The organism is Sphingobacterium alimentarium (genome assembly GCF_004342685.1).
GTDB lineage: Bacteria > Bacteroidota > Bacteroidia > Sphingobacteriales > Sphingobacteriaceae > Sphingobacterium > Sphingobacterium alimentarium.
In genome coordinates this window covers 19,666-39,574 of sequence record NZ_SMBZ01000036.1, presented here as the reverse complement: position 1 = coordinate 39,574, position 19,909 = coordinate 19,666, and the positions used below count along the sequence as shown (strand labels likewise).

Below are 19,909 nucleotides of genomic sequence, written 5' to 3'. Positions count from 1 at the left end.
TCAATTCATCAAAGGTTGGTGGAAAGGCCATCAATTGATGCTGATAGTAGGGTTTGAAATTAGGTAATTTCCGAGACATAATCATCGATTTTTAACACTTAAATATAAGGAAATCAAATGATTATATCAATAAAAATAAGAGGAAATATAACATAAAAAAAGACTGTACCACTTATTTATGATACAGCCCCTTTTTTTACATCTAAAAAATCACACATCAATTATAGTATATCAATGGTTTGATTGACATGGTCTTTTATTCGAGACCACACGTCTTTAAACCAATACGTAAATTGCTCAGGGTTTTGCTGCATCCACAGCTCGAGATCCTCAACAGTAATCCATCGAAAAGCTTGCACTTCTGCGGGATTGGGTTGTGGATCTTGATTCGCTATTCCGAATAATATCACATCCAATTCATGTTCTATTAAGTTATTTTCAACTTGTGCCTTATAGATAAACGAAAATAGCTCTTCCAGATCGGCGGTCATGTTCATTTCATAGTTCAAGCGATCATGAGCTGCCTCTAACGTGCTTTCTCCCGGCTGTTGGTGGGAGCAGCATGTGTTGGTCCACAGATTCGCGCCGTGATATTTGTGTGCAGCGCGTTGTTGCAATAAAAGTTCTCCTTTGTCATTAAAAATGAAGATGGAGAAGGCGCGATGCAATAGACCTTGCACATGCGCTTCGTACTTTTCCATCGTGCCCATTGCATTATTATTCGTATCCACTAAGACAACCTGATCTCTTTCTCTGTTCATAAAGCCTGTTTTACTGCACGGTGGCGCGTTAATTTCTTAAATAAATATAAGTTCCACAAAATCATAATATATCCGTACACCGCATCTTCGATGGGAATAGTACCTATCCGAAAATTCATAAATTCTGCAGAGTTATAATTCACAATAGGGGACTCTAATCCTGTGCCCGTCAACACCCCATTGACTGGCAAAAAGCCCAACATCAAAATCGTATACACCAATGACGCTTCGCCAATCCACTCTTGCTTATCTATAAAATGCATGTAAAGCACCGTCGCGACCGTAAGCACAGCAGTCACAAAAGTATATGTACGATCCGAAAATACTAGTGCAATAACTGCACATACGATTATCGTAATAAAAACAATTATATTATTAAAACCGTTGACCCAATCCAGATTAAAAAATTTGGTCAAGCAGTAATAGGTAAACACGCAGCTAAAAGGTATACAGAGGAAGAATAAGCATTCTTCCAGCGGAAGATTAAAAATAGAAAACCCAATGGTGTAATTCGTATTAAACCACCAGACGCCTTGTGCCGTAAACCACATATCCCAAACGATAAAGGGGATCGCCACCAGCACACTCGCAATGATAAATCCTTTAAAATATTTATCAAATCGTATCCGAGGATGAAACGAAAATATAAAACAGATAATTATCGTCAGAAAATTAATAAGTAGGTAAGTATAGGCAATCATTTAGTTCTTAAAATAAATTTTGAAATATTTAATAGGAACAAACAGGAAACCAAAACATTCTCCTTCTTCCTTCTGTATATGCTTGTGATGTTGCTTGTGTGCGCGGCGTATCGCTAAAAAATAGGGGGACTGTGTATCCCTAAAAACCTTTATACGTTGATGTATAAATATGTCATGCACAAAGAAATAAGCAATACCATATAAAGTAATTCCTAAGCCAATGAAAAATAAATAATTGAAATCTTTCAAACTGCCGTAATAGAATAATAGTATAGCTGGAATAGAGAATATAAAAAAGAAATAATCATTTTTTTCAAATTTCCCTTCGTGGCTATGGTCATGGTGGTCCTTATGCAATACCCATAGAAATCCATGCATCACATACTTATGAATGAGCCAAGTAATAGGCTCCATGATTATAAATATTAAAACGGTAATCAATATATTCATACGGTGTTTAATTCAATTTTAATAGTGTCTGGATGTCAGCTTGTAGACTCTTGTCGCTATGCGGCAGTTGCTCCATCATCCATTTTCTATCTGTTTGTAATTCTTATAACCTAAAAATTTGGGTATCGATATTTGTATCGCATAGCGTACATAGCGTAATTCCACATCTTTAGGAATTTGTACTATAGCTTTTTCCAAAGCATCTTTTCCTTTATTAAATGATTGCAGCTTCTGAATAGGGCTAAAGACATGGTTGGCACTAATCATTGTGTATGCACCCCAATATCCCATTGCTTTATCGTCATTTTTCTGTTTTGCCAATTCCTCTATCATTCTAAAGCATAATGCTGTGTCATTAGGGGCAATAGCCAAATTTTTTCTATAAACCTGATACTTATCATTAGCCACTAATTGTACCGACTGTAGTAGCATCAATAAGAGTAGTATCCTCATATTCTATCCATTTTCAAATTCAAATACGACTCCATCATCAAATACATTTTTTCGGTGTTGGGTACGCGAGTCCTATTTGTCAAAATATCCCGGCTGGATTTCAATTGGATTTTCTTGAATAAAGTCCAATAATAGCGGTAAGCTAAATATACCCCAAATTTAGAAGAATTAGGTAGCATTTTGATGCCGATTAAAGCTTCTTTAAATTCTGCTTCTATTTCTTTTTCAATTACCTTTTTGGTCTCATCGTTGAAAGCCATGAAATCCAGATTCGGAAAATAGAACCGGCCTAATGTATAATAATCTTCTTTGAGATCCCGAAGAAAGTTGATTTTTTGAAAAGCACTGCCCAATTTTTGTGCATAAGGTTTTAATTTTTCGTATTGCGCTTTATCGCCTTCCACAAAAACGTGCAAACACATGAGGCCTACTACTTCGGCAGAGCCTAATATGTATTCGTCATAGTTTTCTTTATCATAATATACTTTTTCCAGATCCATGGACATACTATGCAAAAATTGATCAATAAGTTGCCTGTCTATGGAGTATTGGTGTACAGTCTCTTGAAAAGATTGAATAATCGGATTGATAGATATCTTATTTGCAAGTGCTTCATCCGTTTCTCTAATCAATTGATTGAGCAGCGAACTTTGATCATAGCCATGAAAACTATCCACTATTTCATCTGCAAGACGCACATAGCCATAGATAGCATATATGGCAGATCGCAACTTGGCATCTAATGCTTTAATCCCTAATGAAAAAGATGTACTGTAGGTATGCGTAGTACATTTGCTTATCGAATACGCGAGTTTGTCGTATGTGTTTTTCATAGGCTTATTAAATTTCGTTTGCAACAATTTTTCCAGAGATAATAGAAGGAGGCACTCCTGGGCCAGGGACAGTCAGCTGACCTGTATAATGCAGATTTTTAATCTTTTTATTACAAATAGCAGGCTTGAATATTGCTGTTTGCTTTAATGTATTGGCTAGGCCATACGCATTGCCACCATATGCATTGTAGTCTTTTTTGAAGTCATTGACACAGTAACTTCGCTTGTAGACTAATCGGTCACGCAGATTGGATTCACCTGTATGCTTCTCAATGCGGGCCAACATCTCCTCCAGGTATTTTTCGCGAATGGCATCATTGTCTTCCAAGTCATTTGCAACCGGCATCAGCACAAATAGATTTTCATCTTCTAAAGGTGCTACAGTTGGATCGGTTTTGGACGGGCAACAAACATAAAATAGGGGTTTTTCCGGCCATTGCTGATGTGTATATATGTCGTCGATATGTGTAGCGAGTTCGTGTTCAAAAAATAAAGTATGATGGTTTAGATTCTGAACCTTACCTTTTATTCCTAAATAAAAAATTAAGCAAGAAGGAGCAAAGGTTCTGTTTTTCCAATATTTATCGTCATAATTTCGCTTTTCTTCAGGTAACAACTTCTCTGTATGGCTATAATCTATTGAACTGATTATTTCATCAAATTCCAATTCTTCACCATTCACGAGAATGGATTGTATGCTATTGGAATCTGTCTTTATACGCTGTACCTCCGCATTGAAATGAAACTTTACGTCCAATTCCTGGGCAACAGTCTTCATGGCACGGATTACCTCATAAAATCCGCCTATAGGATACCAGGTGCCCAATGCATAGCCACCATAATTCATTAAACTGTATAATGCTGGGATATTAGAAGGAGCGGCGCCGAGAAAGATTACCGGAAACTCCATAATCATCTTTAATCGCGCATCTTTGAAGAATTTGTTTACATAAGCATCGAAATTGCTCAATAAATCCAGCTTGCCCGCGTTTTTCAAGATACGCATAGAAGCAAACTCCGTCCAGCTGTGGCAAGGTTTGTAAATAAACTCTTTCATGCCTATCTCGTATTTGATTTTAGCGGCATCCATGAATTTATCTAATTGTTGTGCCGCGCCTGGCTCTATCTGTTCAAATAAATTTCTTAAATCTTCGTATTTCTCAGGAACTTGGACTTTTTCATCTTTAAAAATAATTTCGAACTGAGGGTGCAAAGATTTCAGTTCGTAGAAATCTTTAGCCTGATAACCAAAATCATTGAAAAATTGCTCAAATACATCAGGCATCCAATACCAGCTCGGACCCATATCAAATGCAAAGCCATTCTCCGTACGGAATTGTCGAGCTCTACCGCCGGCACTGCTATGTTTTTCAAACACATGCACTTCATAGCCTTTCTTTGCCGTATAGCAGGCGGCGGATATTCCTGAAAATCCCGCACCTAGGACAGCGATACGTTTTTTTTGTATAGATGTATTTTGGTTTATTTGCATTTAAAAATACCATTTTGTTATCTCAAAGGTATAAAAATAAACAATTAAATTGGAATTGTTATTTTATAATAAACCAAAATATGCACAAATGGTTTTTTGAAAGTTGTTAAATTATTTGATTTGAATTAATTAAGATTTCGAGCAATAGTATAATCTTCATAGGCTTCGTGAAGAAGTTGCTCGTTACTCAGGTTTTTGTTGAAGACTTTTTGATGAAATCTGTCCATTTTTAGGAGGATACGGGCCAAGTCGAGTTTCTCTTTTTCCGTCAGATCGGCCGTCACTATCTTAGAAGCTTTACGGATGTCGTCCATTTTTTGGTCTAAGACTTCTATACCATCTTGAGTAATTTCTAAGATTTTGCTGCGTTTGTCTTTATTAGAATCTTTTTGCACCACCCAGCCACATTTGATCAGACGATTGATAATTTGAATGCCCGTAGGTTTATCTTGCTTATTGTGTCGGATCAATTCTGTTTTGGTCATTACCCCGAATGTTTTCAAGGTAATAAGGTATATAAATTCGTCTTGGGTAGAGAACGCCGAATCATGGATTGCGGACTTCGAATAGCTTTTGGCATATTTGCCCATATGAACTAACATCGTGCTGATAACGCTTTCGACAGATCGTCCGTTCTTTTTATTGGCCCAATCCAAATTACTAGAATCCGATGGTCCCATGTCATCTATTATCCACTGACAAAACCCATCAATCGAATTTTGGTAAGATTGATTTTTATTAATCTTCTCAAAAGATTCAATAAGGGTAAGGATATCTTTTATTAGATTGTAGTTCATAGATAAAATATGAAATCCAAAGATATATGATTTAGCTAAATAATTAATCTTTTAAATAAAATTAAAAGGAAAAATGTGTTCTTTTTGAAAATATATTGCCAAAATTACTTGCAAAACGAGTACAAATACTTGTCATCACTATAAAAATACGGTTTGTTTGATTTTCATGAACTTATTACTTGCTCAAAGGTTAATGCAGTAAACAATTAAAAAAGGGAAATTATGGCAACATCAAAACAACAACAAAGCATGAAAAATGGTCATTTACATGAATTAATGGTTGATGCTTTGAAAGATATGCTTGGGGCAGAAAGACAACTATTGAAAGGTCTTAAAAAAATGTCAAAAGCAGCTAAAAGCGATACCTTAAAAGAAGCATTCGAAACACATTATCAACAAACAGAAGATCAGATTGAGCGTCTGAAAGAAGTGTTCAGTAATTTGGATCTTACTGCTCGAGGTAAAAAATGTAAGGCGATGGAAGGATTGCTAGAAGAAGCAGATGAAATCGCTGAGGAATTTGAGGATTCACCAGAAGTATTGGATGCGGCGCTGATTGCGGCTGCTCAAAAAGTAGAGCATTATGAGATTGCATCATACGGATGTCTGGTGACTTATGCAGAGTTAATGGAACATACGGAAGCCGCTGAAATTCTTAAAACCATCCTAGCGGAGGAAAAAGAAACAGACGAACTACTTACTACCATTGCGATGAATGAAGCAAATTTGGCTTCGGAAGCTAAATAAAAATCTACATTTATCTACCATATGAAAAGGCAATGCGAGCAATCGTGTTGCTTTTTTTATGCTTAATTTTTAAAACAAAAAAATATGCTGAGTGAAAACTCAGCATATTTAAAAGTAAATATATGTTGGACTAATGATGCCAGGATATAGATTACAATATTCCTTGTCCGCTATTGTCGTTGCGTGAACTATTTACTTGTGGCTCATGGTCTGGACCTATTGCATCGTTGTCTCTCGAAGGAGTTTCCATTGGGATGTCTGTATAATCTGGATCAATTCCTTCATCTTCTATGTCATCCGGATCTGGAACATTTTGCTCTTCACCTTCAGGGAGTATTCCTTCTTCTTCGATAGGTTCAATTTCTGGATCGATGTCCATATCATCTTGATCATCCAAGTTTGGATTTTCTTCATCTTGTAGATTACCGTCAAATCCTGGCATATCTGGATTGCTTCCTGAGAGTGTAATACACACGATAGGACCTAGTCCTGGCGTTGTGTTTATAAGTTGCTTTTTCATAGTGATATCATTAAATTGTTATTTATATAACCATTACCACAAACAAGTGTTTGTTGAAATAATACGGTAAAAGCGATTGTAAAACACTTGTTTGAAACGTATAAACACTCGATGGTGGAATTATATTCATTGAAAACCAACTAAATAAGGTGTTAAGCGTTTATATAATTAAGGATTAAACATTAATATAAGCATGAAAAGAAAAATAGATGAGCCTGCAATGCATCGCTGTGGCGAATATTTGGCCGAGCGCGGACTGAAGCTTATGTGCGCGGAAAGTATGACGGCCGGATTTCTAAGTAGTACCTGGGCTTTGGAAGTATGCAGCGGCAATTATTATTTGGGTAGTATTGTATGTTATGATGATTCCATAAAAAAGAATCTTTTAGGAATTCCGCAATCCATTCTCGATGCACATACTGCCGAATCTATTGAAACCACGCTTGCTCTCGTAGAAGGGCTAGAAAAATTGGTTGCAGACGCTGATGTATATGTTGCTGTCACGGGCTTAGCATTTGATAGTCCGAATCCCAATCAACATCGACCGGTAGGAACAGTATACTACGTATTCAGCTATCGTGGTAAACGCAAAGTTTTCGAAAAACATTTTGAAGGCAACGCTGGGGCTATTCTCATACAAACATGTAATAGCATCTATGCGGATTTATATAAATGGATACAACAATTCAATTAAATATTAAACTATAAAAATCAAGAACATGAAAACATTAAAAATAACACTTATTGCGGTCGTATTTGGTCTTATTGGTTGTGGGCAATCTAATTCAGAAGGCACCAGTGACACCACGGACCCTAATACACCAGGCCCGGTAACCGAAATGGACAGAGATCGTTATAATTTGAATCCTAATGACGAGGTCGTGTATGGATCCATTGACAGTGTGCTGCAGGATAGTATCCGCGCAGATTCGATCAATCGAAATCAATAGTTACCTATTTATAACCTATTTTATGAACGAATAATTTGAAGAATATGTTCATTAAAGTAAAAGACTTATGAAAAAGATGGGGTTATTAGGAAGTTTAATTCTAGGAATTACCTTCTTATTTAGTTTTGTTCAAGAGGATATAGCTTCGGTAGTCAAAAAAGTGCATCACGACAATATGAAAGAAATAATGTTGGCAACAATGGCTAAGGAAAAAGCTTCTTCGGAAGAGATAAGAAATTATGCGAATATGCTTATCCTGGATCACACGACAATGGGAGACGAGCTCGCTACGTTTGCAGCAGATCAAAATATAGATCTTTCTGGTGTGCGAATTGAGGATAGTGTATTACCCTTAGATTCCTTACAAAATCTAACTCCGGTACAGTTTGATAGCTGGTTTAAAGCAAAAGCGATAGAAACACATGAAGCTACGATCGGATATTTTCAAAGTGTCATCGCGAATATGGCAATAGACAATGCTGAAATTAAAACATGGATGGAGAGCAAACTTCCAGGATTAAAAAGTCACTTGTCCGCGGCACAAGGCCTAAGCATTGCGGAATTGCCGACGGATACAACAAACGTAATCATTAGACAATAATTTAGATATTATGGCAACAATACACGAAGATAAGCCAATAGGCAGAGAAATGCATAAAGACAAAAAAGAAGTTTTGACTAAGGATGGTCACAAAAAAATCGATCGGGATAAAAAAATCGATGGTGATGCGGAGGCAGGAGTTGATCCGCAAGTGGATCAAATCAATGATATGCCGAATGATCCTACAGACATGCCAAAGGAGAAAGAATAATCTATACGTTTTTTTGTGGTAGGTGATTTATCACCAAATAGTACGAAAGCCTTGATGCATGTAATCAGGGCTTTCCTTTTGCATTCACTTTTGTAGATGTCGTAATATTCAATCTTGCGATAGAATGCTTGGAAGACAAATATTAATAAAGTTTTAAATAGGAGTAACAAAGTGTGATGCTGAAATTTAGTTCACAAAAAAAAGGCTTTCTGTTGGGGAGGGCACTGAAAAAGTCCCCTTAGAAAAAAAGGTTAAAAAAGGGAGTCGAAAACTACAGTTTTCTGCTCCCTTTTTCGTGTTTTAAGGTAGGCTTTAATGGACATCAGGATGCTCTCTACCCAACAAAAAATACAGTTCAGTTCTTATTCAGGATTGTACGATATTATCGTTCCAAATGATAATCTACTTCGAAAAATCAACGATCTTATCGATTTCAGTTTTATTTATGACGAGCTTTTGGCTAAGTATTGCCATACCAATGGCCATACAGCGGAGAGCCCTATCAAGATGTTCAAGTATCTTCTGTTAAAAACGATCTACACCGTTTCGGATGTAGATGTCGTTGAACGTTCCAGATATGATATGTCCTTCAAATATTTTCTTGAAATGGCCCCAGAGGAGGATGTGATCAATTGAAGTTCGTTTACCAAATTCCGCAAACTACGATTAAAAGATATGGATCTGTTGAACCTGTTGATCAATAGGACCGTAACGATTGCTCTTGAAAAAGGCATTATAAAATCAAAGTCTATTATCGTAGACGCGACCCATACCGTTTCCAGATCGAATCCGCACACAGCATTGGCAGTACTCAGGGAACGCTCCAAACTATTAAGAAAAGCGATATATCAGATTGATGGGGAATACAAGAGGAATCTACCACAAAAGAATGAATCGGGCGACCTGGATCAAGAGCTTGCTTATTGCAGGGAATTACAGAGAGTCCTTGACAGGATCAATCTATTAGTGAAATACCGGCTGTGAAAGAAAAGCTGAATCTGTTGAAGGAAACCATTGAAGGCACAAAAGAATACTATCTGCTCTCTAAGGATGATGAGGCCAGACTTGGACACAAGTCAGTGGACAGCAGTTTCTTTGGCTATAAAACACATCTGGCGATGACCGAGGAACGCATCCTTACCGCAGCGGTCGTTACTACAGGCGAAAAAGGTGATGGCCCTGAACTATCCAGATTATTGGAGATCAGCCAACAGAATGGAATGAGAGTGGATACGATAATAGGTGATGCCGCGTATTGGGGAAAAGAAAATCTTCAGTTGGCAAAAGAACAAAACATTGATATCATCGCTAAATTAAATCCATCCATTACCCAAGGCTTTAGGAAAGATAAAGACAAGTTTGACTATAATAAAGATGCGGATATGTTTGTTTGTCCCGCAGGACATTTGGCCATCCGCAAGGCGCGTCAGGGAAAGAAGGAACAAGGTACAAATCAAACGGAGACCTATTACTTTGATGTGGAGAAATGTAAGGTCTGTCCTCTTAGGGAAGGATGTTACAAGCAAGGAGCCAGAACCAAATCCTATTCAGTCTCCATAAAATCCGAACTCGATAGGGAGCAGATGGCTTTCCAGCAAACCGATTATTATCGAAGCAAGTCTAAGCAAAGGTATAAGATCGAGGCCAAGAACAGTGAGCTCAAGAATGTCCATGGCTATGGCAGAGCTGATGCTTACGGAATCCACAATATGGAAATGCAGGGTGCAATGGCCATCTTCACCGTAAACTTGAAAAGAATCCTGAAATTGATCTAAAAAGGTGGGATATTGCCTCAAAAAAAGCCTAGATGGGATGCTAAAAACTCAAATAGCAAGTCCTAGTCGCTTACACCTTCAACAAGACCATTAAAAAATAAACTTCCAGAAATCCTTTGAACAAAAATGACCGAGTAAGGGAAAACCTATACTCAGTCATTTCTTTAAGTCTCATTAGAAAGTTGAGGCTTTTTCTGTGCCCTCCTGTAGGGAAGGCCTTTTTTATGTTATAATTGTGTGTGTGATTTTAAGCGCTATACTTCATGTTTAATCTTTTTTGGAGCGTCTTACGAATAATATGGATTCTTGATTTAATCGTTCCTTCAGGAATGCCATACATTTCAGATAATTCTCTGTATTTGTATCCATCTATATAGTTGTTAAACATTTCGCCGTGTGTAGAAGGCATATCGCTCAAAATTTTAGAGATGTCCCCAAGCATCATTCTTTTGTCCGATATATCTTCACTATAAGGTTCTGTGGATGTATTTTGGTTGTAATAGTACAAGCTGATATCATCATAATTTTGCTGATAACTCAAGCGCTTGTACTGATTGATGTAGATGTTGCGCATAATTACAAATAACCAAGATACCACACGTGGATTGTTAAAGAACTGATCCATGTATTTTAAAGCACGGATAAATGTTTCTTGTACTAAATCGTTGATTGCTTCTTGATCTTTAGTAAAGCGTTTTGCTAAATTCTTAAGTATCTTTTGATACTCTAATAGCTGATTGTTAAAGGCCTTGTCTTTCATAGATGTATGTTTTTAGTTGTGCCAAGAGTAAAACAAAAACAGTGCTTAAAATCTACATTTTGATGCAATAGGGTATTTGTTAAGATATAAATAGTATTTACCGAATTACAACAAGATTTAATTCTCATTAAGTGCGTAATGTGTGCGTACTATCCCTTAAAAGTGGTTTTATAGGAGCGTATTAATACGCAAAAAGAACTTCTTGTATAGTGGAATGCCAAGCTTGGCAACATTCTAGATATACTATTGCTGACTTACTAAATAAAATGTTGTATGCGAGTGTTAGTGTATCTTTGGGCTAGTGTTGTTTTACTGTCGTGCTCGGGCAAACCGATCGACAACGCAATGAAGGAAAAAGTGGTATTAGAAGAAATCGTATACCTTCGTACAGAAGGGTTAATGCTGTTGGAGAAGTTGGTCGACCACTGTCCTTCTGATGATGAATGTATAATGGGCACGAAGGTGCTTAACTTTTATTCGGAAACGCAACCTAATCTAGTAGGTTTGTGCGAAAATAAGAAACTTAATCTATCCTTATCTACTTATGAAGAGATAAGTAACGAGGTAGAAAAACTCGTGCAGGATAGTTCCTCATATTATGAGTTTCTCTTGGAAAAATTGGTTACAAATCTTCATAATCAAAAAGATATCTACTTGCGTATACTGCAGGATAAAGAACTTGAGTCCTTGCATTATTACACGCTTGATTCATACCTGCAAATGGTTTGCTTTATCGAGGATTACAAAAATATGATTACGAAGACTTATATGCTAAATTAACAGCATTATTAGCCGTGTTCCTCGGCAGAGGTTCTTTCGAGCATCACATTAGGAAACTCTCCAATAATCGGGAAACGCATGCGCACAGTAGTGCCTTCGCCTTCCGTAGACGTAATTTCAATATGCGCCTCTAATCGATCCATTATACGCTTCACAAGCGATAGCCCTATACCACTTCCTTTATAATAAGTCGTGTTTTTCCCTCTACCAAACATATTATAAATTCTGTCCATGTCTGATGCTGGAATTCCTATTCCATTATCCCGAATTTCATAGCATACTGCATTATTTTCTATTTTGCTACCAATGTAGATTTTAGGCTCAGGCTTTTGCTGCGAATATTTCATCGCATTGCTGATCACATTGGTGAATACTTGATAGACAGCACTTTTTTCACCCCAGATCGGGAGTAAGGTGCCATATACTACCTCACAGGTATTTCCTTCGTAGACTAAGCGGGTTTCTTCGACTATTTTACGAAGCAAAAATTTCAGAGGTATACTATCCTTAGTGATTTTATTGTATTTGTCGTGCGAAAGATGCAGAATATTGTTAATGATATCTTCAATATTTTGAATACCGGAAGATAGGGTAGTAAACCATTTTTTTCTTTTTACTTCGTCCAGCTGCTCTTTGGTATTCTCCAGATATTGCAATCCCATTTTGAGAATCGATAGCGGATTCTTCAAATCATGAGATAGCGTATAGGTAAACATTTCCAACTCATTATTGAGTTGGGAAAGGTTTTTCGCCATATTTTTATTTTCCAATAGATTTTGGATGAGCGATGTATTGAGCGTTTGCTGTAAACCATCCAATAGGCTCAACTCTTCATCATTCCATGGAAGGGCCGAATCGTAGATGTCTTCTTGCCAGACTTGTATGCCATAGGGCGAATCGGAACATATACGCATTTGGGTTTCGTGCATAATGGTTTCCTTGCGAAACCAAACTATATAATATCCCTTGTTCTTGTCTACGTTATACGCTAATAATCCCGCAAAAGGCAATTTTTGTTTGAAATTCTTTTGGTGGTTCTTACGGAAATTATGATCTATGAATACCGTAGGTTTATTTAATTGCTGAATATATTTAATGATATCAAAAAAATCATTGGTCGATAGATCAATGCCATCAAAATAGACATCCCCTTCATTAAATATAGCAACACCGTCAGATTGCATCATAAGACGAAGATTGTTGAGGCTCTCTACTAGCGCACAATTAATGGTCTTGTGATAAGCTAATCTTTGCAGCAAATGATCTTGAAATGCATAAATCTGTTGATTGATATCTAATCGGCCTTGTTTGACCAAGGTTTCATACTTACTCATTGCATTCTGTACGATGAAAGTGCACACTTTACGTTTTTGAAGATCAACGAATTTCTTATTGACACTATGAGCAATCACCAATCCCCAGAATTTACCGTTAAGATACAAAGGGAAAAACAATCCCGTCTGGACACCTAAAAAATTAAAATAGTTGGTTTTACTTTCTGGCGGATTGACCAATTGTGTACTGGATAGATCAAAATCGGAAATACTATAAAAGGATTGTGGCTCCGCTTCCATATTTGCCACATAACGATAGGGTGCCCCTTTGTAATGTGCTATAAGGTCGGGCGTCAAATAATCTTTGGAAAACTGCTTATCCAAAAAAGGTTCTACATTGGCATTATGGTTTTCGGCGATGACCTTACAATATCCCGTATCTTGCATTTGCAACACCAGCACGCGATCAAAGTGTATTATCCGGTTAATGGCTTTACATACGGATTTCCAATTATTATGGTAGTTGCTTTCAAACAAAAAGGCAATTTCATTCAGATCGGTGGTGGAGATATTTTTCCGGTATTGTGGCTCGGCCTCGATATAAATATGATTATCTATTTTACTGATTTTTATATACTGTGATTGTTGGTTGATTTTGGCTGTAACTAGTGCACGGGGAGGTCTTCCCACGACAAAAGATTCAATTAATTTTTTAATTTTTTTGTAGGAGGTTTGAAACAGTTTTTTTAATAAATTTTCTACCGGAGTATTTAACAATGACTCGGCAGGTATAGACAATATCTGATTGATATTTGCTGTAATACCTATAATATTGAGAGAAGAATCTAATATTATTAAATGACCAAAGGATTGAACACGTGATATTTTCATATGTAATTGTATGTATTTATACTAAAGATATGGTATTACTACTCCTTATATTGTAATTTATCTGTTATTAACCTTTATTTTATTTTTGCTTTTAGGGTAATATGAACGCCTTGTTTTACAAAAATCATTCGTTTAAGATTATAAATGTTTTATTATAAATATGTTTTTTTAATCAAAGGTTGTCTTGCTGTAAATAAATATTGCTCATTCATCATAGAAAACTTTTATTTCGGTAGATAATACCGTATTTATACTTCCAGTAACGTAAAATTCTTCAATTTATGAGAATATTATTTCCTATTATGATAAAATATGACTCTATATTCTTATAAATCAATATCTATGCATTATATTGTATACGTTTCTTCTAAATAAAATTGTTATTTATCGTTTATCATCAAACAAATTGGCTCAAATTTTGTTTTTAGTTTGGTACTTATGAAAGAAAACTCCTAATTAATGTAATACTTATGATTAAAGTTATCTTGGTCGAAGATCATTTGGTGGTGCGGAATGGTATCAAGTTACTATTGGATACCTCTGGAGAAATCGAAATTATTAATGAGGCGAAAAATGGGGTCGAGCTGATGGATATTCTGTCACAGGGATCCGTACCGGACGTAGTGATTACGGACATTAATATGCCTATGATGGATGGTCTGGAGGTCACGAGTTATTTGGCTGAAAACTATCCAATGGTCAAGGTCATACTACTTTCTATGTTGAATACAGCAGATCAGGTTATCAATGCCTTCAACCGAGGTGCCAAAGGCTATCTAGTCAAAAATGTAGGGTATAATGAACTCATATTTGCGGTAACGCATATCGCACGAGGCGGCAGATATATTTGTGAGGAGTTAATGATGGTGATGATGGATCTGCTATCGTCGAATACCTATGTGGAAAATGGGCATAAATCCAAGAAGATTGATCTTGATCTTTCCGAAAGAGAGGGAGAAGTATTACAGTTTATCAGTGAGGGGTACACTAATATGGAAATTGCGGACAAATTATTCCTGAGTAAAAGAACTGTCGAAGGCCATAGACAAAGTCTCATTAATAAGATAAAAGTGAAAAATTCAGCTGAACTCATAAAATTTGCAGTACAGCATAATTTAGTCACTTAGTCATTATAAATATAATTTAGTAAATGAACCTGCCATTATTCATGGCAGGTTCATTATTTTTAATCGTGACCTTCAGTTTTCACAATCTTATTGTAAATACCAAATAGTAAGAATGGAGCTACCCATTGCCCTACAAAAAGTGCATCTTTATCTCTTCCTAGACATTTTAACGTGGCTGAGGCTACCATAGCTGTTACAGCTACCGCCAGGTAAGTTGTAGATGGTAATTTTGCCGTGTTGTGTTCAATTTCTTTCGTAATTTTTCCTTCATTTGGAGTTGTTAGTGCCATAATACTTTAGTTTAAACTGTTAAACATTAATTTTATTATAACCTTTTAACAGTTTTGCTTTCAATCAGTTCATATCTATTATAAAATGAGTATTAATCCGTTTCCCTAGATTTTAATGTGATATCTACGGTATTTGTATTAATATTTATTGTTACTCAACCATTTGAATTTGTGCTTGTTAATGTTACTGAAATATTATTGATAACAACTAAAAAAAGTCACTATGAAAAACTCATTATTAATAGCAGGAATTTGTTTCTCCTTATCAGGATTGGTAGGGTGCGGGAACAGCAACAATAATACATCTGAGGACGGTCACGCATTTGACTCGACTAATACGATGTACGACGATGGTAGAAGTATTGCAGATACATTAGGTAGAGATACTTTGTCTACGGATACATTGATTCCTCCTACACCGATGAATTAATACACAATCGGATAATTAGACTCTTCATTATCTCGTTTTTTATAAATATAATTTATCTGATTCAAGTCTAACCCCATGGTTAGACTTTTTTTATGTTCATTATGAGATAAATACGTCGGCTATCGTAATAAACACTTGAAATAGGAATATTCGGACTTTAGTGTAGACAGTATGTTAGAATGTAGTAAAACAACTAAATGTACACTATAAATTTATTACACTTATGTTCTATCACGTTAAAAATCTTATACATCCGATAGTGGATGACCGACCAGATCCATCAGCAGCCAATGCCTTACAAGAAGGGTTAGGAGGGCAGTTTGGAGAAATGCGCACCATGATGCAATTTCTTTTCCAAAGCTTTAATTTTAGAGGTGATGGTATTCCATATTTAGATTTGATACATGGCGTCGCTATGGAAGAAATTAGCCATGTGGAGCTCGTAACAAAAACTATATCCAAATTATTGGATGGTGCTCCTGGGTATGATGGAGGCAAATTCGATACGCCAGGAGATTCTACAGTATTAGATATGGCCAAAGAGCAGAAAAACCCTCATCATTTCATTGTGGGTGCACAAGCTGCATTGCCGGTAGACGCAGCGGGTAATCCATGGAGTGGTTCTTACGTGCATAATCATGGTAATCTGGTGCTAGACCTCCTGGATAATTTAGTGTTGGAGGCGACGGGTAGATTGCAAAAATCGCGTATCTATCAAATGTCGGACAACAAAACTTTGCGTTCGACTATCTCGTTTTTGATTGTACGAGATGGCGCACACCAAATGGCCTTCGCTAAAGCTCTTGAAACGCTAGGTGTGGATTGGGCTAAGATTTTACCTGTTCCAAAATTTGATGAGACTCAATTTCCAGAAGTTAAAAAACTAATGGATGCCGGGGTTCATAATGAAGCCTATACCTTCAGCTTGGATGGATCTATGATGGATCAGATTTTCTCCGGTTCTTCACCAGCTAATGATGGCTCGGAATTGGTAACACTCAAAGAGCCTAAAGAATCATATCCATGTCCTATATCACCAGAGCGTCCTGAGGAATTTGCTCCTGGACTAGATCCAGAATTACAAAAGCTAGCAGATGCTTTTAGTGAATTCAAAGAAAAAACACTAAAAGACATGGAAGATAAAGCTGGGCCAAATCCTCGAAATAAAGAAATATAAGCCGATGCTTTTTTATGTTATATATATTTAATACGGAAAAGGTCACCTCAATATGTAGGTGACCTTTTAAATTAAACGATTATGGGAACTTCTGTTATTTAGCGAGTCCATCTATCAATGCTTTCCACTGTGGATAAGAAGCACCCATTTTGGCACCTATGCCCACCAAGAAGTTGCGAATATTATCCATCAAATGTTCTGTCTCGGAATTTATTACTTCATTTCTGCCAGCATACTGCAGCGTCACTCTATTATCCTCTTGTTTGATAACAATATTGGAGGAGGTATATTTTTTGAAAAAATGTGCTGAATGTTCGTCCATTGTACGAGGATCAGGACAAGGCTGTAAGGAAATAAAAGTTTTCCGCTTGTGCTGATGATCGGTTTGATCCAACGCTGTCACTTGTACCCAATCATACCCTCCACCTGAAGGGGCTCCTGGTCCAGGTATATCAATACGGATAAAATCATATTTTTTAACCCTACGATCTTGGATTTCATTATTCTCATTTACGATGACAAATTCTGCGGATATACCTTCCGCTATTTTTTGCCAGCCATTCACATCCAACATTTTTGCCACGATTTCTCTATACCTATTGTACGCACTTGAATCATCTGGCAGGGTAAGCTGACGTGAATAGTCTAATGCCTTACCCACTTTTTGTTCTGGTATCTTACTCATAATAGTATTTTTTTATTCTATGTGATTAACATTTTGTTATAATATTTAGTTGTATTTTTTCTTCATACAAAGTCTATTTTGGACTACAAATGGTATTAATACTGTAAGTAAGGCTATTTTATACGGCTTTTGATAACCATTGTCAACAGTATGTGAATCAGTCGGTTCATCCATTAAATAACTATAAACATACTGCCTATGAAAGCGATGAACTACCGCGGGCCATTTCGAATTCGTATAGATGAGAAACCCATGCCCGAAATTTTACACCCTAGAGATGCTATTGTTCAGGTGACGCGCGCCTGTATATGTGGGTCAGACCTTCACCTATATCATGGAATGGTGCCCGATACACGTATTGGAAGTACTTTTGGCCATGAATTCATTGGTATCGTACGTGAATTGGGAAGCGAAGTAACAAATCTGAAAGTAGGTGATAAGGTGTTGGTACCGTTTAATATTGCCTGTGGTCAATGTGTATTTTGTTTACAAGGCTTGTATGCCAATTGTCATGAAGCCAATACAATGGCGACAGCAGGGGGAGGAATCTTCGGATATTCTCATCTCGCTGGCGGTTATGACGGAGGACAAGCTGAATACATACGTGTGCCGTATGCCGATGTAGGCCCTACGGTTATCCCGGAAGACATGGACGAAGAAGACGCGTTACTATTGACTGATGTATTGCCGACAGGATATCAAGCCGCTGAGATGGGTGGTATTCAAAAAGGCGATACTGTCGTAGTATTTGGTGCTGGTCCTGTAGGAATTATGGCGGCGCGCTGTGCATGGCTATTTGGTGCCGAAAGGGTGATTGTAATTGACCATTTAGAGTATCGATTGGATTTTGTTAAAAATTACGCCAATTGTGAAGTTTATAATTTCAAATCACTGGAAGATCCGGTATTGTTTATTAAGCATATTACTAACTGGCTAGGTGCTGATGTGTGTATCGATGCGGTAGGATCGGATGCTTGTGGTAATGCCATGCAGACGATAACAGGTAAAAAACTCTTATTGCAGGCTGGAGCAGCTACGGCATTACACTGGGCAATTAATTCAGTGAAAAAAGGAGGTATAGTATCTATAGTCGGAGTATACGGTCCTACGGACAATCTTGTACCTATCGGTAATGTACTGAATAAGGGAATTACCATCCGTGCTAATCAGACATCAGTCAAGCGATTGCTACCAAAGTTGATGAAGCATGTGCAAGATGGAATTCTAAGTCCTAAAGATATTATTACACACCGATTTGCATTGGAAGATCTTCCGGACGCATACCGTATCTTCTCTTCCAAATTGGATGAATGTATCAAGCCAGTAATTGTTCTTTAATTTATAAAATTATTACTATGAATCTAGTTAGCAAAAATTTAAATACACTTGAGGGGTGGGGCATCGATGCTAACCCCGAAAATGATCCAACCTATCCAATGCGCGATAGAGATAATAATGTTACGGGAACTCGACCTACACAGCAAATTGCCCGCGTGGAAGTTCTTCAATCTATCGAAAGACCACACTATACCGCTGTATTCGGTGAGACAATTCCTCCTTCTGGCTTGAGCGGTCAGCTGAGAAGGTATGCATTCCAACACAGTGAATCGCGTTATAGACACTGGTTGCCATTATTGTTGGCGGATCGTATTCAAGAGTATGAGGAAATTATTAATGATGTCAAAAAAGGAAAGATCCCAAATTTCTATGCTGAAACCGGGGGGAAAGCCATGTGGAGATACGATAAACCAGCACTTATTAAAAAAGTAGCCTGTGTAGCGATAGGCGCTTTTATAATATCTTGTGCTTTTAAACGTTTATTAAAATAGAAATACGTTAATACTTAATGCCGAACCATGTATTTAGACGCTATAAATAATATCAAAATAATAAAGAGCACAAAAGGCAAGAGCGATCTGACTTTCAAAGAGGTGGTCGTCGGGGAATGCAAAGACAGTGATGAAGTAATCGTACGCTTAAAAGCCCTTCAGAAAGATTTCGAAAACAATCCTTCGTATGAGTTTTTGCATGGGCTGAAGGATCATATGTCAATTAGTTTCCGCGATATTATGACCGATGAAGAGATTCGCTTTTATGCTTCGGATGAATAATTATTTTGAATTAATATATAGAAATAAAGATGGGCTTAGGAAAAATTCCTAAGCCCATTAAAAACATATTCTAACACCTAATAACATCTCTTT

24 protein-coding genes and 1 pseudogene are annotated in these 19,909 nt (G+C 36.9%); 13 read left to right on the top strand and 12 right to left on the bottom strand.

Going from position 1 to position 19,909, the window contains the following annotated elements; genetic code table 11:
- Nucleotides 1-221: 221 nt before the first annotated feature.
- The 7 genes from idi to EDC17_RS12350 form a co-directional block, all read right to left on the bottom strand.
- Nucleotides 222-761, bottom strand: a complete 540-nt coding sequence (gene idi / locus EDC17_RS12380) for an isopentenyl-diphosphate Delta-isomerase (RefSeq protein ID WP_132778383.1) — start codon at nt 759-761, stop codon at nt 222-224.
- Entirely contained in the window at nt 758-1,462 is a 705-nt protein-coding gene (locus EDC17_RS12375; protein WP_132778382.1) for a lycopene cyclase domain-containing protein, read from the bottom strand. The genes idi and EDC17_RS12375 overlap by 4 nt, the downstream gene beginning before the upstream one ends.
- The gene (locus EDC17_RS12370; RefSeq protein WP_132778381.1) at nt 1,463-1,912 is read right to left on the bottom strand and encodes a sterol desaturase family protein; all 450 of its coding nucleotides are present in this window, start codon (nt 1,910-1,912) and stop codon (nt 1,463-1,465) included.
- 75 nt (nt 1,913-1,987) lie between these two features.
- Nucleotides 1,988-2,365 carry a hypothetical protein gene (locus tag EDC17_RS12365; RefSeq protein WP_132778380.1) on the bottom strand — a complete coding sequence of 126 codons (378 nt, stop codon included), beginning with the start codon at nt 2,363-2,365 and terminating at the stop codon, nt 1,988-1,990.
- Nucleotides 2,362-3,198 carry a phytoene/squalene synthase family protein gene (locus EDC17_RS12360; RefSeq protein ID WP_132778379.1) on the bottom strand — a complete coding sequence of 279 codons (837 nt, stop codon included), beginning with the start codon at nt 3,196-3,198 and terminating at the stop codon, nt 2,362-2,364. Before EDC17_RS12360 ends, EDC17_RS12365 begins: the two co-directional genes overlap by 4 nt.
- Before the next feature lie 7 nt (nt 3,199-3,205).
- On the bottom strand, nt 3,206-4,690 hold the full coding sequence (locus EDC17_RS12355) for a phytoene desaturase family protein (protein ID WP_132778378.1): 1,485 nt from the start codon (nt 4,688-4,690) through the stop codon (nt 3,206-3,208).
- 125 nt (nt 4,691-4,815) lie between these two features.
- Complete coding sequence (locus tag EDC17_RS12350; RefSeq protein ID WP_132778377.1) at nt 4,816-5,487, bottom strand: MarR family winged helix-turn-helix transcriptional regulator; 672 nt, start codon at nt 5,485-5,487, stop codon at nt 4,816-4,818.
- A gap of 222 nt (nt 5,488-5,709) precedes the next feature.
- Between EDC17_RS12350 and EDC17_RS12345 the strand changes: the two genes are divergently transcribed.
- Nucleotides 5,710-6,234, top strand: a complete 525-nt coding sequence (locus tag EDC17_RS12345; RefSeq protein WP_132778376.1) for a YciE/YciF ferroxidase family protein — start codon at nt 5,710-5,712, stop codon at nt 6,232-6,234.
- Nucleotides 6,235-6,385: 151 nt separating this feature from the next.
- Here EDC17_RS12345 and EDC17_RS12340 read toward each other — a convergent pair whose 3' ends face one another.
- Nucleotides 6,386-6,754, bottom strand: coding sequence for a hypothetical protein (locus tag EDC17_RS12340; RefSeq protein ID WP_132778375.1), 369 nt, complete (start codon nt 6,752-6,754; stop codon nt 6,386-6,388).
- 193 nt (nt 6,755-6,947) lie between these two features.
- On the opposite strand from EDC17_RS12340, the gene EDC17_RS12335 reads away from it, so the two are divergent.
- The 5 genes and pseudogenes from EDC17_RS12335 (at nt 6,948) to EDC17_RS12315 (ending at nt 10,291) form a co-directional block, all read left to right on the top strand.
- Entirely contained in the window at nt 6,948-7,448 is a 501-nt protein-coding gene (locus EDC17_RS12335; RefSeq protein WP_132778374.1) for a CinA family protein, read from the top strand.
- A gap of 25 nt (nt 7,449-7,473) precedes the next feature.
- Entirely contained in the window at nt 7,474-7,704 is a 231-nt protein-coding gene (locus EDC17_RS12330) for a hypothetical protein (protein ID WP_132778373.1), read from the top strand.
- A 67-nt stretch (nt 7,705-7,771) separates the two neighbouring features.
- Nucleotides 7,772-8,305: a DUF4142 domain-containing protein gene (locus EDC17_RS12325; RefSeq protein WP_132778372.1), complete on the top strand. Its 534-nt coding sequence runs from the start codon at nt 7,772-7,774 to the stop codon at nt 8,303-8,305.
- Between the two features lie 10 nt (nt 8,306-8,315).
- Nucleotides 8,316-8,516: a hypothetical protein gene (locus EDC17_RS12320; RefSeq protein WP_132778371.1), complete on the top strand. Its 201-nt coding sequence runs from the start codon at nt 8,316-8,318 to the stop codon at nt 8,514-8,516.
- Nucleotides 8,517-8,843: 327 nt separating this feature from the next.
- Nucleotides 8,844-10,291, top strand: a pseudogene (locus EDC17_RS12315) (IS1182 family transposase).
- 247 nt (nt 10,292-10,538) lie between these two features.
- Here EDC17_RS12315 and EDC17_RS12310 read toward each other — a convergent pair.
- On the bottom strand, nt 10,539-11,051 hold the full coding sequence (locus EDC17_RS12310; protein WP_132778370.1) for an RNA polymerase sigma factor: 513 nt from the start codon (nt 11,049-11,051) through the stop codon (nt 10,539-10,541).
- A gap of 273 nt (nt 11,052-11,324) precedes the next feature.
- On the opposite strand from EDC17_RS12310, the gene EDC17_RS12305 reads away from it, so the two are divergent.
- The gene (locus EDC17_RS12305; RefSeq protein ID WP_132778369.1) at nt 11,325-11,831 is read left to right on the top strand and encodes a hypothetical protein; all 507 of its coding nucleotides are present in this window, start codon (nt 11,325-11,327) and stop codon (nt 11,829-11,831) included.
- An 8-nt stretch (nt 11,832-11,839) separates the two neighbouring features.
- Here the strand turns inward: EDC17_RS12305 and EDC17_RS12300 are convergent, their stop codons facing one another.
- Entirely contained in the window at nt 11,840-13,996 is a 2,157-nt protein-coding gene (locus tag EDC17_RS12300; RefSeq protein WP_132778368.1) for a sensor histidine kinase, read from the bottom strand.
- A 470-nt stretch (nt 13,997-14,466) separates the two neighbouring features.
- On the opposite strand from EDC17_RS12300, the gene EDC17_RS12295 reads away from it, so the two are divergent.
- Nucleotides 14,467-15,123, top strand: coding sequence for a response regulator transcription factor (locus EDC17_RS12295; protein ID WP_132778367.1), 657 nt, complete (start codon nt 14,467-14,469; stop codon nt 15,121-15,123).
- A gap of 59 nt (nt 15,124-15,182) precedes the next feature.
- Here the strand turns inward: EDC17_RS12295 and EDC17_RS12290 are convergent, their stop codons facing one another.
- A complete protein-coding gene (locus EDC17_RS12290) occupies nt 15,183-15,413 on the bottom strand; it encodes a hypothetical protein (RefSeq protein ID WP_132778366.1) in 231 nt (76 codons plus the stop codon).
- 223 nt (nt 15,414-15,636) lie between these two features.
- Between EDC17_RS12290 and EDC17_RS12285 the strand changes: the two genes are divergently transcribed.
- Together EDC17_RS12285 and EDC17_RS12280 are read left to right on the top strand one after the other, a co-directional pair.
- The gene (locus tag EDC17_RS12285) at nt 15,637-15,843 is read left to right on the top strand and encodes a hypothetical protein (protein ID WP_132778365.1); all 207 of its coding nucleotides are present in this window, start codon (nt 15,637-15,639) and stop codon (nt 15,841-15,843) included.
- Between the two features lie 223 nt (nt 15,844-16,066).
- Nucleotides 16,067-17,020, top strand: coding sequence for a manganese catalase family protein (locus EDC17_RS12280; protein WP_132778364.1), 954 nt, complete (start codon nt 16,067-16,069; stop codon nt 17,018-17,020).
- Nucleotides 17,021-17,114: 94 nt separating this feature from the next.
- Here the strand turns inward: EDC17_RS12280 and EDC17_RS12275 are convergent, their stop codons facing one another.
- Complete coding sequence (locus EDC17_RS12275; protein ID WP_132778363.1) at nt 17,115-17,705, bottom strand: hypothetical protein; 591 nt, start codon at nt 17,703-17,705, stop codon at nt 17,115-17,117.
- 198 nt (nt 17,706-17,903) lie between these two features.
- Here EDC17_RS12275 and EDC17_RS12270 point away from each other — a divergent pair, with 198 nt between their 5' ends.
- Genes EDC17_RS12270 through EDC17_RS12260 form a run of 3 tightly spaced genes read left to right on the top strand, consistent with a single transcriptional unit; the run spans nt 17,904 to nt 19,816 of the window.
- Complete coding sequence (locus EDC17_RS12270; protein WP_132778362.1) at nt 17,904-19,043, top strand: zinc-dependent alcohol dehydrogenase; 1,140 nt, start codon at nt 17,904-17,906, stop codon at nt 19,041-19,043.
- A 17-nt stretch (nt 19,044-19,060) separates the two neighbouring features.
- Nucleotides 19,061-19,534 (top strand): hypothetical protein, encoded by a 474-nt coding sequence (locus tag EDC17_RS12265; RefSeq protein WP_132778361.1) that lies wholly within the window; start codon nt 19,061-19,063, stop codon nt 19,532-19,534.
- A gap of 27 nt (nt 19,535-19,561) precedes the next feature.
- Nucleotides 19,562-19,816: a hypothetical protein gene (locus EDC17_RS12260; RefSeq protein ID WP_132778360.1), complete on the top strand. Its 255-nt coding sequence runs from the start codon at nt 19,562-19,564 to the stop codon at nt 19,814-19,816.
- Nucleotides 19,817-19,909 lie beyond the last annotated feature (93 nt).

What these genes read in the sequence shown, in the direction of transcription:
- idi (WP_132778383.1), bottom strand. Translation starts at nt 761, where the DNA reads ATGAACAGAGAAAGAGATCAGGTTGTCTTAGTGGATACGAATAATAAT.
- EDC17_RS12375 (WP_132778382.1), bottom strand. Translation starts at nt 1,462, where the DNA reads ATGATTGCCTATACTTACCTACTTATTAATTTTCTGACGATAATTATC.
- EDC17_RS12370 (WP_132778381.1), bottom strand. Translation starts at nt 1,912, where the DNA reads ATGAATATATTGATTACCGTTTTAATATTTATAATCATGGAGCCTATT.
- EDC17_RS12365 (WP_132778380.1), bottom strand. Translation starts at nt 2,365, where the DNA reads ATGAGGATACTACTCTTATTGATGCTACTACAGTCGGTACAATTAGTG.
- EDC17_RS12360 (WP_132778379.1), bottom strand. Translation starts at nt 3,198, where the DNA reads ATGAAAAACACATACGACAAACTCGCGTATTCGATAAGCAAATGTACT.
- EDC17_RS12355 (WP_132778378.1), bottom strand. Translation starts at nt 4,690, where the DNA reads ATGCAAATAAACCAAAATACATCTATACAAAAAAAACGTATCGCTGTC.
- EDC17_RS12350 (WP_132778377.1), bottom strand. Translation starts at nt 5,487, where the DNA reads ATGAACTACAATCTAATAAAAGATATCCTTACCCTTATTGAATCTTTT.
- EDC17_RS12345 (WP_132778376.1), top strand. Translation starts at nt 5,710, where the DNA reads ATGGCAACATCAAAACAACAACAAAGCATGAAAAATGGTCATTTACAT.
- EDC17_RS12340 (WP_132778375.1), bottom strand. Translation starts at nt 6,754, where the DNA reads ATGAAAAAGCAACTTATAAACACAACGCCAGGACTAGGTCCTATCGTG.
- EDC17_RS12335 (WP_132778374.1), top strand. Translation starts at nt 6,948, where the DNA reads ATGAAAAGAAAAATAGATGAGCCTGCAATGCATCGCTGTGGCGAATAT.
- EDC17_RS12330 (WP_132778373.1), top strand. Translation starts at nt 7,474, where the DNA reads ATGAAAACATTAAAAATAACACTTATTGCGGTCGTATTTGGTCTTATT.
- EDC17_RS12325 (WP_132778372.1), top strand. Translation starts at nt 7,772, where the DNA reads ATGAAAAAGATGGGGTTATTAGGAAGTTTAATTCTAGGAATTACCTTC.
- EDC17_RS12320 (WP_132778371.1), top strand. Translation starts at nt 8,316, where the DNA reads ATGGCAACAATACACGAAGATAAGCCAATAGGCAGAGAAATGCATAAA.
- EDC17_RS12310 (WP_132778370.1), bottom strand. Translation starts at nt 11,051, where the DNA reads ATGAAAGACAAGGCCTTTAACAATCAGCTATTAGAGTATCAAAAGATA.
- EDC17_RS12305 (WP_132778369.1), top strand. Translation starts at nt 11,325, where the DNA reads ATGCGAGTGTTAGTGTATCTTTGGGCTAGTGTTGTTTTACTGTCGTGC.
- EDC17_RS12300 (WP_132778368.1), bottom strand. Translation starts at nt 13,996, where the DNA reads ATGAAAATATCACGTGTTCAATCCTTTGGTCATTTAATAATATTAGAT.
- EDC17_RS12295 (WP_132778367.1), top strand. Translation starts at nt 14,467, where the DNA reads ATGATTAAAGTTATCTTGGTCGAAGATCATTTGGTGGTGCGGAATGGT.
- EDC17_RS12290 (WP_132778366.1), bottom strand. Translation starts at nt 15,413, where the DNA reads ATGGCACTAACAACTCCAAATGAAGGAAAAATTACGAAAGAAATTGAA.
- EDC17_RS12285 (WP_132778365.1), top strand. Translation starts at nt 15,637, where the DNA reads ATGAAAAACTCATTATTAATAGCAGGAATTTGTTTCTCCTTATCAGGA.
- EDC17_RS12280 (WP_132778364.1), top strand. Translation starts at nt 16,067, where the DNA reads ATGTTCTATCACGTTAAAAATCTTATACATCCGATAGTGGATGACCGA.
- EDC17_RS12275 (WP_132778363.1), bottom strand. Translation starts at nt 17,705, where the DNA reads ATGAGTAAGATACCAGAACAAAAAGTGGGTAAGGCATTAGACTATTCA.
- EDC17_RS12270 (WP_132778362.1), top strand. Translation starts at nt 17,904, where the DNA reads ATGAAAGCGATGAACTACCGCGGGCCATTTCGAATTCGTATAGATGAG.
- EDC17_RS12265 (WP_132778361.1), top strand. Translation starts at nt 19,061, where the DNA reads ATGAATCTAGTTAGCAAAAATTTAAATACACTTGAGGGGTGGGGCATC.
- EDC17_RS12260 (WP_132778360.1), top strand. Translation starts at nt 19,562, where the DNA reads ATGTATTTAGACGCTATAAATAATATCAAAATAATAAAGAGCACAAAA.